General features: G+C 68.5%; 15 protein-coding genes. 7 read left to right on the forward strand and 8 right to left on the reverse strand.

All coding sequences use genetic code 11. From position 1 onward, the window contains the following. Positions 1-19: 19 nt before the first annotated feature. Both CMO28_RS04545 and thrS read right to left on the reverse strand, forming a co-directional pair. The gene (locus CMO28_RS04545; RefSeq protein WP_296710317.1) at positions 20-538 is read right to left on the reverse strand and encodes a hypothetical protein; all 519 of its coding nucleotides are present in this window, start codon (positions 536-538) and stop codon (positions 20-22) included. Positions 539-728: 190 nt separating this feature from the next. Next, on the reverse strand, positions 729-2612 hold the full coding sequence (gene thrS / locus CMO28_RS04550) for a threonine--tRNA ligase (RefSeq protein WP_296710321.1): 1884 nt from the start codon (positions 2610-2612) through the stop codon (positions 729-731). 318 nt (positions 2613-2930) lie between these two features. Between thrS and CMO28_RS04555 the strand changes: the two genes are divergently transcribed. The 3 genes from CMO28_RS04555 to CMO28_RS04565 all read left to right on the forward strand — a co-directional run bounded on the left by CMO28_RS04555 (position 2931) and on the right by CMO28_RS04565 (position 4673). Continuing rightward, a complete protein-coding gene (locus tag CMO28_RS04555) occupies positions 2931-3674 on the forward strand; it encodes a thermonuclease family protein (RefSeq protein WP_296710323.1) in 744 nt (247 codons plus the stop codon). 179 nt (positions 3675-3853) lie between these two features. Then, positions 3854-4144 carry a hypothetical protein gene (locus tag CMO28_RS04560; RefSeq protein ID WP_296710325.1) on the forward strand — a complete coding sequence of 97 codons (291 nt, stop codon included), beginning with the start codon at positions 3854-3856 and terminating at the stop codon, positions 4142-4144. Further along, the gene (locus CMO28_RS04565) at positions 4137-4673 is read left to right on the forward strand and encodes an anti-virulence regulator CigR family protein (protein WP_296710328.1); all 537 of its coding nucleotides are present in this window, start codon (positions 4137-4139) and stop codon (positions 4671-4673) included. The genes CMO28_RS04560 and CMO28_RS04565 overlap by 8 nt, the downstream gene beginning before the upstream one ends. Before the next feature lie 25 nt (positions 4674-4698). Here the strand turns inward: CMO28_RS04565 and CMO28_RS04570 are convergent, their stop codons facing one another. After that, on the reverse strand, positions 4699-5178 hold the full coding sequence (locus tag CMO28_RS04570; protein ID WP_296710331.1) for a DUF6362 family protein: 480 nt from the start codon (positions 5176-5178) through the stop codon (positions 4699-4701). A gap of 113 nt (positions 5179-5291) precedes the next feature. Between CMO28_RS04570 and CMO28_RS04575 the strand changes: the two genes are divergently transcribed. Next, a complete protein-coding gene (locus CMO28_RS04575) occupies positions 5292-6053 on the forward strand; it encodes an XRE family transcriptional regulator (protein WP_296710334.1) in 762 nt (253 codons plus the stop codon). On the opposite strand, the gene CMO28_RS04580 is transcribed toward CMO28_RS04575, so the two are convergent. The 3 genes from CMO28_RS04580 to CMO28_RS04590 are packed head-to-tail and all read right to left on the reverse strand — an operon-like array spanning position 6044 to position 7319. Beyond that, positions 6044-6409, reverse strand: coding sequence for a hypothetical protein (locus CMO28_RS04580; protein WP_296710336.1), 366 nt, complete (start codon positions 6407-6409; stop codon positions 6044-6046). The two genes, CMO28_RS04575 and CMO28_RS04580, sit on opposite strands and share 10 nt — an antisense overlap. Further along, positions 6406-6984, reverse strand: a complete 579-nt coding sequence (locus CMO28_RS04585) for a glycoside hydrolase family 108 protein (RefSeq protein WP_296710339.1) — start codon at positions 6982-6984, stop codon at positions 6406-6408. Before CMO28_RS04585 ends, CMO28_RS04580 begins: the two co-directional genes overlap by 4 nt. A gap of 14 nt (positions 6985-6998) precedes the next feature. Next, the gene (locus CMO28_RS04590; RefSeq protein WP_014744291.1) at positions 6999-7319 is read right to left on the reverse strand and encodes a phage holin family protein; all 321 of its coding nucleotides are present in this window, start codon (positions 7317-7319) and stop codon (positions 6999-7001) included. 251 nt (positions 7320-7570) lie between these two features. Here CMO28_RS04590 and CMO28_RS04595 point away from each other — a divergent pair, with 251 nt between their 5' ends. Continuing rightward, positions 7571-8743, forward strand: coding sequence for an iron-containing alcohol dehydrogenase (locus tag CMO28_RS04595; RefSeq protein WP_296710344.1), 1173 nt, complete (start codon positions 7571-7573; stop codon positions 8741-8743). A 21-nt stretch (positions 8744-8764) separates the two neighbouring features. Here the strand turns inward: CMO28_RS04595 and CMO28_RS04600 are convergent, their stop codons facing one another. Next, positions 8765-9424: a TetR/AcrR family transcriptional regulator gene (locus CMO28_RS04600; protein WP_296710346.1), complete on the reverse strand. Its 660-nt coding sequence runs from the start codon at positions 9422-9424 to the stop codon at positions 8765-8767. A 183-nt stretch (positions 9425-9607) separates the two neighbouring features. Here CMO28_RS04600 and CMO28_RS04605 point away from each other — a divergent pair, with 183 nt between their 5' ends. Together CMO28_RS04605 and CMO28_RS04610 are read left to right on the forward strand one after the other, a co-directional pair. Next, positions 9608-10159 carry a flavin reductase family protein gene (locus CMO28_RS04605; RefSeq protein ID WP_062764778.1) on the forward strand — a complete coding sequence of 184 codons (552 nt, stop codon included), beginning with the start codon at positions 9608-9610 and terminating at the stop codon, positions 10157-10159. 113 nt (positions 10160-10272) lie between these two features. Further along, on the forward strand, positions 10273-11796 hold the full coding sequence (locus CMO28_RS04610; protein ID WP_296710354.1) for a phospholipase D-like domain-containing protein: 1524 nt from the start codon (positions 10273-10275) through the stop codon (positions 11794-11796). Between the two features lie 18 nt (positions 11797-11814). Here CMO28_RS04610 and cmr6 read toward each other — a convergent pair. Beyond that, positions 11815-12728 (reverse strand): type III-B CRISPR module RAMP protein Cmr6 (gene cmr6, locus CMO28_RS04615; RefSeq protein WP_296710357.1); only part of this gene is annotated, 914 nt, incomplete at its 5' end.

Here is a 12728-nt window from a genome sequence, read left to right on the forward strand (position 1 = left end):
CGGCGGGCCGTCGGGGCCGTCAGTCGACGATCTTTACTTCCTTGGGGCGCGACACTTCCGACGGCAGGTTGGCGGTGGAGAGCACGCGCTGATAGCTGCCATTGGTCTGGATCATCACCGGGGCGCCGGGCGCGAAGATCTCGTCGCCCTCATCCTGTTCCTGGACCACGGTGATGGTTTTGCCGTTGGCCAGGATCAGCACGTATTCGATGCCGACCCGGTCGGCCGCCGCCTGTTCGATCACGGCACCTGCGACCGCCCCGACCAGCGCACCGCCCAGAATAGCGGCGACATTGCCGGTGCCCTGCCCCACATTCGACATCGCAAGTCCGCCGGCGGTGCCACCGACCACGGCGCCGGCGCCGGTATTCTGGCCGGTGATGTCCACCTGGCGCGACGACAGCACGGTGCCGAAGGCCACCTCGCTTGCCCGGCCGACGTCTTTATAGCTGTAACGGCTCTGCCCCTGCGTCGCACAGCCACCGAGTGCCATGGCCAGCCCGGCCATCAGCGCGATCCCGGCGATCCCAATCCTCATCCGCCTCACGCGCGCCTCCTTCAAGAGATGTCAGGTCCTGAAAACGCGCGAAGGTTATGCCGGGGATATGGTTAATGCAACGACGTGTCCGCGCCTTGTCGCCAAGGGTTTACCACAGAACGAAAAAACCGCCGGGCAGTACTGCCCGGCGGCTTCTGTGCAGATGCGGTTACCACGCAGGCTGCATCGCTCAATGAGCGGTGGCATCTCCGGCGGTCTCGATCACCGGCAGCTCGATGTCGCGGCGGTTGACCACCTCGTCGCGCATGCGGGCGATGACCTCTGCGATCGGCATGGCCCCCAGATCGGTACCGTTGCGCAGGCGCACGGCCACGGTCCGGGTCTCGGCCTCCTTGTCGCCGACCACCAGGATGTAGGGGATCTTCTCCAGCTGGGCGTTGCGGATCTTCTTCTGCATCCGCTCGGTGCTGGTATCCACCTCCACCCGAAGGCCGCCGGTGCCGGTGGGCACGTCGGCATCGAACAGCAGGTTGCGGACCTCTTCGGCATAGTCGTTATGCCGGTCGGCGATCGGCACCACCATGGCCTGCACCGGGGCGAGCCAGGTGGGGAAGTTGCCGGCATAATGCTCGATCAGGAAGGCCACGAACCGTTCGTGACTGCCCAGCGGCGCCCGGTGGATGACGTAGACCGGGTGCTCCTTGCCGTCCTCGCCGATATAGGTGAGGTCGAAGGTCTGGGTGGCCAGGAAGTCGAGCTGATTGGTCGAAATGGCGTATTCGGTGCCGATGACCGACTTGATCATGAAGTCGACCTTGGGCCCGTAGAACGCCGCCTCGCCTTCCACCTCGCGGAAGGGATAGCCCGATTCGATCATCGCCTCGCGGATGATCTTCAGCGCCGCCAGCCACTTCTCGGGCTCGTCGACATATTTGTCGAGCTTGTCGAGATCGGGCAGCGACAGGCGCATATAGTAGTCCTTGATCCCGAACAGGTCGTAATAGCGGGCATGAAGCCGCATGACCTTCAGGAACTCGTCCTTGGCCTGATCGTACCGGCAATAGATATGGGCGTCGTTCTGGCAGAAGCCGCGCACCCGCATCAGGCCCGACAGCGCACCGCTCGCCTCGTAGCGATAGACCTGGCCGTATTCCGACAGGCGCACCGGCAGATCACGATAGCTGTGCTTCTCCGCCAGATAGACCTGGTGGTGATGCGGGCAGTTCATCGGCCGCAGATAGAAGCGCTCGCCGTCGATCTCGAAGGGCTTGTACATATCCTCGGCATAATAGGGCAGATGCCGGGACCGGTAGTACAGCTCTTCCTTGGTGATCTGCGGGGTAACGACACGCAGATAGCCGTCGCGCCGCTCTTCCTTCTGGGCCAGGAATTCCAGCTCGTCGCGCAGCGCCGTGCCGCGGGGCAGCCAGAGCGGCAGGCCCGCGCCCACCTCGGGCGAGAAGCGGTAGATCTTCAGCTCGCGGCCGATCTTGCGATGATCGCGCAGCTTGGCCTGCTCCATCTGCCACATGCAGTGCTCCAGCTCCTCCTTGGTGGGGAAGCAGAGACCATAGATGCGCTGCAGCTGCGGGCCGTCGCTGTTGCCGCGCCAATAGGCGCCGGCGATGTTGATCAGCTTGAACTCGCCGCACTGGCCGGTGTTCTCGACATGCGGACCCCGGCAGAGGTCGACGAAATTGCCCGTGGTGTAGAACGAAACGCTGTCCACGCCCGACTGGTCGCCATCGACGGCGGTGTCGTCGCCGGTCTCCTTGGCGATGGCGGTGGTGCCGCGATCCCGCAGCAGCTGGAGCAGCTCGACCTTGTAATCCTGGTGATGCTCGCGCATGAAGCCGATCGCATCCTCGATCGGCAGTTCGCGGCGGTCGAACCGCAGCTTCTTCTTGCGCAGCTTACGCATCATCTGCTCGATCTTCTGCAGATCGTCGAGCTTCAGCGGCTCGGGCAGATCGATGTCGTAATAGAAACCGGTCGCGGTCGGCGGCCCCACGCCGAATTTGGCTTCGGGATAGAGTTCACGGATCGCCGCTGCCATCAGATGCGCACAGGAATGGCGCATTGCATAGACGTCCGGCGCGATCTCGCTCGCCATGGGTCATGTCCTCATCTGCGAGGCGCGCCACCCGCACCCGCATACGACACGGGTGGGCCATGAACGCGCCTTTCCGAGAAAGGGGTATAGGGCCCGCCAGGGGCCATGGTCAAGGACCGCAGATGTCGCAACACCCCGACATCTTTTCAAGCGAACCCGATACTTGTGGCAGCAGTGCAGGGCACGCATACCTGCGCCTGCGCGCTGCGGCTGCATGCGGCCGCGCGTTTTCGCGGGACAGTTACTACCATAAGTTCGAAATGATGATTAAGCTCCCGGTCGAGTTGTTGTCCCTCCCTCCGACCGACCAGGAGCCCGATGTTCCCCCGCCTCGCTTCCGCGGCTGCCGCCCTGCTTGCCCTTCTGGCCCTGCCGGCCGCGATCACACCGGCCCTTGCCGCCGACGTCACCGGCCGTGCCAGCGTGATCGACGGCGACACGCTCGACATCCACGGCACCCGCATCCGCATGTTCGGCATCGATGCGCCGGAAAGTTCGCAGATCTGCGCCGACGCCAATAATCGCGCCTGGCGCTGCGGCCGCGACGCGACACAGCTGCTCGACCGGCTGACCTCGGGACGCACCGTCGCCTGCGAGATCGTCGATCGCGACCGCTATGGCCGGGTGGTCGGGCGCTGCGCGGTGAATGGCGAAGACATCAACCGGCGCATGGTTTCGGAAGGCCTGGCGGTGGCCTACGTCAATTACGGCCGCGACTATGTGCCGGCCGAAGCCGAGGCGAAGGCTGCGAAACGGGGGCTGTGGTCGGGCCGCTTCGTGATGCCCTGGGACCATCGCAAGGGCATGAAGCTGAACCCGCCGCCGGGGGCACTGGCCCCGGCCACGCCCGAGCGCGCACCGGCCACCCCGGCGACCGGCAGCGGCGGCCATCCCAAGGGCTGCGACATCAAGGGCAACATCTCCAAAGACGGCCGGCGGCTGTATCATGTGCCCGGCAGCCGGTCTTACGAGCGCACCCGCATCGACGAGGGCCAGGGCGAACGCTGGTTCTGTTCCGAGGCCGATGCCCGCGCGGCCGGCTGGCAGAAGGCCGGCGGCTGAGCCCACCGCGGGCGGGGGGGGCCGGCGATGTCACGGGCGGGCCCCCGCCGGTCACAGTTCGCACATCGGCTGATCACGCCCGCGCGGCCACAAACTGCGGCATCATCGGATCAATATGGGGTGTGGTCTTGTTCCGTGGGACAGCGCCCCTGCCTCGACCCGATGGAGCAGATGTCCCGATGCGCAACCGCGCCAGGCCCCACCTCCCCCGCAGAAACCGGCGGATCGTCGTCAGCGTCGCCGCCGGCACCGCCCTTGCCGCGATGCTGGGCACGCCCGCCATCGCCGGCGACGGCGGCAGGCGGGTGATCGCAGCCGTGCCAGGGCTGGAAGTCGCCCTCGAGGTGCCGTCAGCCCCGGGGCATCGCCGCGCCATCGGCCGTTACGATGATCGCTATGGCGGCGGTTTCGACAGCCCCCGGGGCGCCGAAACCGAGCTGTGGTCGGAATGGGACGAAGCCGATGTCTGAGCACCTGTCTGCCTCGCACCCATCGGTGCGGCGCCATCTGGCCGTTCTGGCCATATCCCTGATCGCCCTGCCCGGTATCGTGGCCGGGCCCGGCGTCTTCAATTCCGCATTGGCCGACCCGCCCCCGCATGCAAAGGGTGGCGGCGGGCCGAAACATGGGAAGCATGATCGGGACGACCGCCATGACGACCGCGGCCCCGGCCGGCAGGATCATCGCCATGACGATCGCGGACCGGCCCTGATCAATGTGAACATCATCACTGGCGACGAACGCCGGATCATCACCGACTATATCGGCGATCACCGCGGCCTGTTCGGCTATGAGCCGCTGCCGCCGGGCATCGCGCGCAATCTGGCGCGGGGCAAGCCGCTGCCGCCGGGAATCGCGAAGAAGCGCCTGCCGGGCCCCCTCTACGATCGTCTGCCCCGGCGCGAGGGCTATGAATGGATCCAGGCCGGCCGCGACATCCTGCTGATTGCAGCGGCGACCGGCGTGATCGTCGATATCCTGAACAACGCCGTCGACTGAGCCGGCGGCGGCGGGGCGCACCCGCTTACATGCGTGCCCGGCTGCGGTGTTCGGTCACCAGCAGGGCGTGGATCAGCGCCGCCTGGCCCAGCGCCCGCTGCCAGTGGCGCCAGCAGGTGGTGCGGTCCAGCCCCAGATCGCCGGCGATCACTTTCCACAGCCGGCCTTCCGCCCGCGCCCAGATGATCCGCCGGTGCACCGGCTCCAGCCGGAGGCTGATTTCCAGCGCCAGATCCAGCCGCGAGATCTGCCCCGCATCGGGGGCAAGCCCGCGGCCCTCGGCCTCTCGCCGCCCGCCCATGGGGCGGCCGCTGCCGACCCCCAGATCATCCCACGAGATCCGTGCCCGCTGCGGCCGCTCGGCCGGCGGCAGCCGGCGCAGCGTCTGCGCCGCCTCGTCGAACAGCGCCTTCACCGGCGCCAGAAGGTCCTGCGCGCGGGGCGCGCTGAACATACCCCCCTCCATCTCGTCAAGGGAATCCAGGGCTTCAGGGCTGCGTGCCATCGTATTGCCTCCCGTTTCGGTTGCGTCCCCCAAGATTGACCATGGCCACCCCTCTGATCAAGCAAAATATGTCCGTTTTGGCCATTGCACTTTGCGGCCACATCGACCATTTTATGGCCATGCAGAACCGCATCCGCGAGTGGCGCGAACGGCGCGGGCTGACCATGCATGAGCTGGGGCAGCGCGTAGGAACCGAGGCGTCACAGATCAACAAGCTGGAAAAGGGCTCCCGTCGGCTGACCGCCGAGTGGATGGGCCGCCTTGCGCGGGCGCTGGACTGCGCGCCGGCCGATCTGCTGGTCCCCGACCATCTGCCGACAGCCGGCGGAGAGCTGGGCGAAACGGCCGGTCTGCCGCCGCTGGCGCCCCACCCGGCCGCCCCCCTGTCCCCCGCAACCCTTCCCGCACCGACGCAGCCCACCGGCTTCGTCGGCGAGCCGGCGCATGAAACGGCAACGCCGCCCGGCGCCACACCACGTGACCTTCCGGTCTATGGTGCGGCCATGGGCGGCGATGACGGGGCGTTCGATTTCAACGGCACGGTCAACGAATACGTCGCCCGGCCGCCGATTTTGGCCGGAGTGGCCAACGGCTATGCGGTCTATGTTCAGGGGGAGAGCATGGAGCCGCGCTATTTCGCCGGCGAGCTGGTCCATGTGAACCCCAACCGGCCGATCACGCCCGGTTGTTTCGTGGTGGTCCAGATCCGCACCGGCGACCCGCATGTGCCGACCCGCGGGCTGATCAAGCAGTTCGTCCGGCGCACCGCGACCCGGCTGCATCTGCGCCAGTTCAACCCGCGCGGCGAGCTGGAACACGAGCTGGGCCAGGTGCTGAGCATCCACCGGATCGTCGGTGCCAGCGATTACGGCTGAGCCACAGGCTTCTGCGGTTCCGGTGCAGCATTGCGGGCGGCGAGCCGTGCTTCGACCATGCGGTCGAGCGTCTCGGGGGCGATCGACAGGGTCTTGAGCGCCTGGGGCACGGTCTCGCGCAGATAGGCCGTGGCGGCCGGCACCAGCTCGCCCGCAGGCGCATGGCCAAGTGCCCGGTCGACCGCGCGGTCGAGCGCCGCTTCCAGATAGGCCCGGACCCGGTCGTCACGGGCGACGCCCGCCCAGCCGGCGATGCGGCCCAAAGCCCAGGCGCCGGCGATCATCACCCCGGCCCCGGCCAGTTCGGCCACGACACCGCCCAGACGGTCGATCAGGATATCGTCGATCCCGGTCATGCGGCTGCTCCTTCTTCGACGGCGAGCGCCACGGCTCGCCCGTGTACATCGAGCACCCGGCGGGTCCAGCCGCGCCCGAAGCGCGGAAAGCCGGGGCGGGTGGCATAGATCTGCAGACGGCCTGCGGCCATGTCGGCCAGGGCGTGGGTCAGGCGCTGCGGCCGCTGGGCGGCGGCCCGGGCGGCATTGACGGTGCGCGGCCCCATGATGCCGTCGACATCGGCGCCCACCGCCTGCTGCAGCAGGCGCACCGCGCGCGGCACGCCCAGATTGACCGCGCTGTCGAAGGTGAAGAGAGCGAGCGGCGGCGGCAGCTGGTCGCCGCGGATCGGGCGCCAGAAGTTGCGGGCATAGATCACCGCCGCCTCGTCGCGATCCAGGGTCCGGATCCGGTCGGGCCCGGCGCCGGGGTCGATCCGGCGCAGAAAGGCCAGGCTTATCCCCCAGCGGGTGATACCACCGGGATCGAGCGGATCGTCGGTGACGGTCTCGCCGCCCTCCCAGGCCAGCACGACCTGCAGGCTCGCCTCGAACAGCGGCGACCGGGGGGCGGCATCGGGCAGAGACATGTCCATGGGATCGGTCTCCCTCAGCTGCGGCGCACGGCGATGAGCCGCACGATGACTTCCTCGAGCCCGCGGGGCCCGAGATAGGCGATGGCCACGATGGCCGCGGTGCGGGGCGGGCCGGCCAGACCCAGCTGATGGGCAATGCCGTCGGCGACGATGCCGATCGCGATCGCCGTCACCAGTTCCCACAGCAGGTGCGTGCTGAAAAAGCGCCGCCGGCCGCGCTGCACTTCGCCCACATGGACGAGCAGCCGGCCCAGATAGGCGGCAATCACGGTCAGGCCCAGAAGGTCGGCGGTTTCACGCATCGCCGACCACAGGCCCTGGAGAAGGTCGTGCATCGGATCAAAGGTCCTGTCGGATGAGGGGATCGCGGGGCGGCCCGCTGAGGGCACCGGGGCGATCCGTCATCCGACAGCATGCAGATCGGGGGCCGGCGATGCATGGCCGGGGATGCGGCCACTTGCGGCCGCGCGCCCTCTTGTCCGCTTCCTACTCATCAGTATATTCAAATGATGATCAGTATATGATCGTCAACGACGGGACGCAGCCGCAACGAGCCGGCGCCCGCCCAGGGAGGAGAGACCGGGCCATGAAACAGGGTGTGATCGCCTGCGCACCGATGGAGCAGGTGGTGTACGGAACGCCTGCCGCCGAGGCGGTGGCCGCGGAAGCGGCGCGGATCGGGGCCAGCCGGGTGTTCCTGCTGCATTCGGGCACGCTGGACCGCGAGACCGACGAGATCGCCCGCATCCGCGCCGGCCTGGGCGACCGGCTGGTCGGCAGCAGCGCCGACATGCCGCCGCACAGCCCCCGCGCACGGGTGATCGCCCTGGGCCAGACCCTGCGCGAAAGCGGCGCGGATCTGCTGGTGACGGTGGGTGGCGGATCGATCACCGATGGCGGCAAGGTCGCCCGGCTGGCGGCGAAGATGGGCTGGACCGACCCGGCGGAGATGGAGCCGCACCACATGTATCCGTCGGAAGACGGCGGCATCGTGGTGCCGCCGGTGCCCGATCCCGACATCCCGCAGATCGCCGTGCCGACCTCTCTGTCCGGTGGCGAGTTCTACCCGCTGGGCGGCAGCACCGACGAGGTGACCGGGCTGAAACAGGGCTATCTCAGCCGCGGCATGGGCCCGCGCGTGGTGGTGCTGGATCCGGCCATCACCCGCCATACCCCCGAATGGCTGTGGCTGTCGACCGGGGTGCGCGCGCTGGATCATGCCATGGAGACGCTGGGCTCCCTGCTCTCCAACGATTATTGCGACGGCATCGCCGCCTGCGCGCTGGAGCTGCTGGCCGAAGGCCTGCCGCGGGTGAAGGCCGACCCCCGGGATCTGGAGGCCCGGCTGAAATGCCAGATCGGCGTCTGGCAGAGCATGATCCCGATCGTCGCGGGCGTGCCGATGGGGGCAAGCCACGCCATCGGCCACATGCTGGGCGGCGTGGCCGGCGTGGCCCATGGCCACACCTCCTGCGTGATGGCGCCGGCGGTGCTGCGCTTCAACGCGCCGGTCAATGCCGACCGCCAGGCCCGGATCGCCCGGAGCCTGGGCGCCGCAGCGGGCGAAACTGCGGCCGATGCGGCCGACCGCTTCATCGCGGCGCTCGGCATGCCGCGCAGCCTGTCGGCGGTGGGCGTGACGGCGGCCGATTTCGACCGCATCGCCGAGGCGACCATGCACGACATCTGGATCCGCACCAATCCGCGCACCGTGGACGGGCCTGCGGCCGTGCGCGGCATTCTGGAAAGCGCCGCCTGACGGGTGGAACCGGCGCCCCGCCTATTCGGGGCGCCGGACCATCCGCAGCACCAGCCCGGCCATGCGCCGGCAGATCTCGGCGGTCGACAGCCGGCCCTGCGGGTTGTACCAGGTGAAGGCCCAGGAAATCATGCCGCCGATGGCGAGCGCCGTGAGGCGCACATCCTCGATCTCGAACACGCCGGCCGCCACCCCTTCCTCCAGCAGCGCCGACAGCTTGTGGTCGAAGGCCTTGCGCCGGCGGTTCAGCTCCACCGCATCATCGGCGGGATAATTCTTCTCTTCGCGAAAATAGATTGCGGTATAGGCCTGCTGTTCCAGCACGGTGCGGGTGATCGCCTCGATCGCCGCCGCCAGCCGCTGATCGGGGGTGCCCTCGGCCGCCTGCGCCGCATCCAGCGCCGCCACCGCCTCGGTGATGCCGCGGCGGCAGATCTCGGACAGGATCTCGGCCTTGTTGCGGAAATGATAATAAATGAAGGGCTTGGTCACCCCCAGCCGGGTGGCGACCGCCTCCAGCGTGGTGCCCTGATAGCCATGTTCGTAAAAGGCGGCGGCGGCCTCTTCCAGAATCCGTTCGCGCTTGAAGGCGATCACCTCGTCGCGCATGGCGCCGCTGCGCCGGGACATCCGCCCGCCGCCCGCCGCTGCCCGATCACCGCTTTCGCCCTGCCCTGCCATCCGATTTCTCCCGGCTCGTTCCCGGCGACCCTAGCTTGCGGGATATGATGGCGGCAACATCGACAGCGCCGCATCACGGCCATATCTTCTGGGCAGCGGATGAGGCATGATCCGCGCAATTGATAGTCACTCGCATATATGGCCTCTGGCATCAGCGATCCCTGGACGGAAAGGTCTCCGGACATGACCGATGGAACCATCACCCTGCCGGCTGCCGGCACTGCCGATGCCGAAGCGCATGTCGTGCCGCCGGCGGCCTTCCGCGCCGGGCTGCGCCGGCTTGCCGGGGGTGTCACCATCGTGGCGACGGGCGATCGCGGCGACCGGGCGGGGCTGACCGCCACGGCGGTGATGTCGCTGACGGCGGAACCGCCGCGGGTGGCCGTGGCGATCAACCGCTCCGCCCAGGCCCATGACCGGATCCTGGCCGAGCGCCGCTTCTCGATCAATCTGCTTGCCGCCGATCACGGGCCGCTTGCCCGGCTGTTCGCCGGCGGTGACCCGGCGCGCGCCGGCGAGGCCCGGTTCGAGGACGCCCTCTGGACCACCGGCAAGACCGGCGCGCCGCTGCTGGCGCCCGCCGCCGCCAGCCTGGATTGCCGGCTGGCCGACACGGTGACCTTCGAAAGCCACACGCTGATGATCGGCCGGGTGGCCGAGGTCCGCGCCCGCGACGCCGCAACCGCCCTGGTCTATCACGACGGCTGCTTCGCCGGCCTCGCGCCCATCGACTGACAGGGCAGGGCCGCAACCGGACACCGTCTGATCACTTGGCCCCGCCCGCGGGATCTGGTGCGATACCGGCATCGCCATCGTGATCGCCGCAACCAGGAGCCCGCAGCCCGCCCATGACCCAGACCCTTCCGGAGCACCGTCCGTCGACGGCGCTGCTTGCGCATGGCCGGAACTGCTGGCGGACCGCCCGGGCGGAGCGGTTCTCGCTGATCATCGATGCCGATGCCTATTTCAATGCCGCGCGCGCCGCGATGCTGAAGGCGCGCCACAGCATCCTGCTGATCGGCTGGGATTTCGATGCCCGCATCCGCTTCGGCCGCCCGGCCGGCCCGCAGGAGGGGCCGGAGAAGCTGGGCGATTTCATTCTCTGGCTGGCGCGGCGCACGCCCTCGCTGGAAATCCGGCTGCTGCGCTGGGATACCGGCGCCTTCAAGGCCCTGTTCCGCGGCGACACGCTGTGGAGCGTGCTGCGCTGGAAGGCCCATCCGCGGATCACGCTCCGGCTCGACGGCGCCCATCCCTTCATGAGTTCGCACCATCAGAAGATCGTGGTCATCGACGACGGGCTCGCCTTCTGCGGCGGCATCGACATGACCGGCCAGCGCTGGGACCGCCGCGCCCATGCCGATGACGACCCCGAGCGCCCCCTGCCCGACGGCCGGCCCTCGCCCCCCTGGCATGATGCGACCAGCGCCTTCGACGGCGCGGCCGCCCGGGCGATCGCCGATCTGGCCCGGGCGCGCTGGCTTGCCGCCTCGGGCGAGACGCTGCCGGCGGTGACCGGCGCCGGCGACTGCTGGCCCGCGATCCTGGAGCCCTGGCTACGCGATGTGGAGATCGCCATCGCCCGCACCCAGCCGCGCATGGACGGGGTGGAGCCGATCCACGAGATCGAGGCGCTCTATCTGGATCTGATCGCCGGCGCCCGGCGGCTGATCTATGCCGAAAGCCAGTATTTCGCCTCGCGCCGGGTGGCCCGCGCCATCGCCGCCCGCCTGCTGGAAGAGGACGGGCCCGAGGTAGTGGTGGTCAACCCGGTGATCGCCGACGGCTGGCTGGAGCCGATCGCCATGGACACCGCCCGCGCCCGGCTGTTCGAGGCACTGCGCCGCCTGGACCGCCATGGCCGCTTCCGGATCTATCATCCGCTGACGGCAAAGGGCACGCCGATCTATGTCCACGCCAAGGTGACGGTGATCGACGATCGCTGGCTCAGGGTGGGCTCGTCGAATTTCAACAACCGGTCAATGCGGCTGGACACCGAATGCGACGTGGTGATCGACACCAGCCTGCCGGCCAATGCCGCACTCGGGGCCCGCATCGCCCATATCCGCGACGATCTGCTGGCCGAACATCTGGACACCACGCCCGAAGACATCGCCGATCGCTACGCCGCCTGTGGCTCGATGATCAAGGTGATCGAGGATCTGCGCGGCCAGGGCCGCACGCTGGTGCCCTATGAACTGCCCGAACTCAGCCCCACCGAAAAATGGCTGGCCGACAACGAGATCCTGGACCCCGACGGCCCCGAGGCGATCTTCGAACCGTTGAGCCGCCGCGGCCTGTTCCGCAACTGGCATTTCCCGAAAAAGCTGATGCGCAAGGGGCGCAGGCTGTTGCCGCGGTCGCCACGCTGACCCTTCGCGCCCGCCACATCAGTCACCCGTGCCGGATGCCGGTGCAAAACGGCCATAGCCGGTGGCGGTCTTCGCGCCGGCGCCGATCCATTCCAGCGCATCGATCAGGGCCTGGAACATCCAGTCCATCTCGCCCGCGGCCCGGTCGGTTCGGGGCATGATCGCGAAACGGAAGGCCTGCCCCGGCGCCACCGTCAGAAAAGAGATCGGGTTGGGGCTGAACCAGTCGCCCGGTACCGGCACCTGGCCCGTGGACTGATAATAGGGCTGATAATGCGGCGTCATCACATCGGCCTGACAGCGTATCCTGTCGGTGGGGATGGCATCCAGAAAGATGAAGGCACCGACGCTGGCCGCCTCGTCCCCGGCACCTTCGAGGGCCGTGCCGAAGATGGTCTCGATCGGCATCGGCAGTTCCTCGCCGGGCAACCAGTCCCGGCACCAGGATTTCACCATGCCCTTCACCGAGCTGCCGGGCAGATAGGGCACCCCAAGCGTGTGATGCCAGGCGAAGCCGTTCTCGACCGGATGGTCGCGGCCCAGGCCGCTCACGAACCGCCAGTCGGTGGCAAACAGCCGGTGGCGGGCCTGACAGGCATCGAGCCACCGGCGGCGGCGGCCATCTGCCTCTGCCAGCAGGTCTCCGTCGCCGAGTATGCGATCGAAACGCGCCGCCCAGTCGGCCGCACCCGCCCTGATCCCCCCCGGCGCGTCGGGCTCTCTCAGTCCGGTCCAGTCGGGTTTCCAGGTATCGCAGAAACGATCGAAGCGCAGCCCGTCATTGCCGGGGCTGTTCCGGGACTGGCGTACATCCCTGGCGATCGCGGCCGGCAGCGGCATCACGCTTTGCCCGTCGACGGCTGCCGACAGGGCAGGCCCGGCATCGGAAAGCAGCCGGCGCCCATGCATGATCAGGGCGCCCCCGGCCGGGG

The organism is Tistrella sp., from assembly GCF_002684955.1.
Taxonomy (GTDB): Bacteria; Pseudomonadota; Alphaproteobacteria; order Tistrellales; family Tistrellaceae; genus Tistrella; species Tistrella mobilis.

Excerpts from the sequence above, each read along its gene's own strand:
- CMO28_RS04575 (WP_296710334.1), top strand. The coding sequence starts at position 5,292 with ATGGCCATGCAGAACCGCATCCGCGAGTGGCGCGAACGGCGCGGGCTG.
- CMO28_RS04585 (WP_296710339.1), bottom strand. The coding sequence starts at position 6,984 with ATGGACATGTCTCTGCCCGATGCCGCCCCCCGGTCGCCGCTGTTCGAG.
- CMO28_RS04595 (WP_296710344.1), top strand. The coding sequence starts at position 7,571 with ATGAAACAGGGTGTGATCGCCTGCGCACCGATGGAGCAGGTGGTGTAC.
- CMO28_RS04580 (WP_296710336.1), bottom strand. The coding sequence starts at position 6,409 with ATGACCGGGATCGACGATATCCTGATCGACCGTCTGGGCGGTGTCGTG.
- CMO28_RS04590 (WP_014744291.1), bottom strand. The coding sequence starts at position 7,319 with ATGCACGACCTTCTCCAGGGCCTGTGGTCGGCGATGCGTGAAACCGCC.
- CMO28_RS04565 (WP_296710328.1), top strand. The coding sequence starts at position 4,137 with ATGTCTGAGCACCTGTCTGCCTCGCACCCATCGGTGCGGCGCCATCTG.
- CMO28_RS04610 (WP_296710354.1), top strand. The coding sequence starts at position 10,273 with ATGACCCAGACCCTTCCGGAGCACCGTCCGTCGACGGCGCTGCTTGCG.
- CMO28_RS04600 (WP_296710346.1), bottom strand. The coding sequence starts at position 9,424 with ATGGCAGGGCAGGGCGAAAGCGGTGATCGGGCAGCGGCGGGCGGCGGG.
- CMO28_RS04560 (WP_296710325.1), top strand. The coding sequence starts at position 3,854 with ATGCGCAACCGCGCCAGGCCCCACCTCCCCCGCAGAAACCGGCGGATC.
- CMO28_RS04555 (WP_296710323.1), top strand. The coding sequence starts at position 2,931 with ATGTTCCCCCGCCTCGCTTCCGCGGCTGCCGCCCTGCTTGCCCTTCTG.
- thrS (WP_296710321.1), bottom strand. The coding sequence starts at position 2,612 with ATGGCGAGCGAGATCGCGCCGGACGTCTATGCAATGCGCCATTCCTGT.
- CMO28_RS04545 (WP_296710317.1), bottom strand. The coding sequence starts at position 538 with ATGAGGATTGGGATCGCCGGGATCGCGCTGATGGCCGGGCTGGCCATG.
- CMO28_RS04605 (WP_062764778.1), top strand. The coding sequence starts at position 9,608 with ATGACCGATGGAACCATCACCCTGCCGGCTGCCGGCACTGCCGATGCC.
- CMO28_RS04570 (WP_296710331.1), bottom strand. The coding sequence starts at position 5,178 with ATGGCACGCAGCCCTGAAGCCCTGGATTCCCTTGACGAGATGGAGGGG.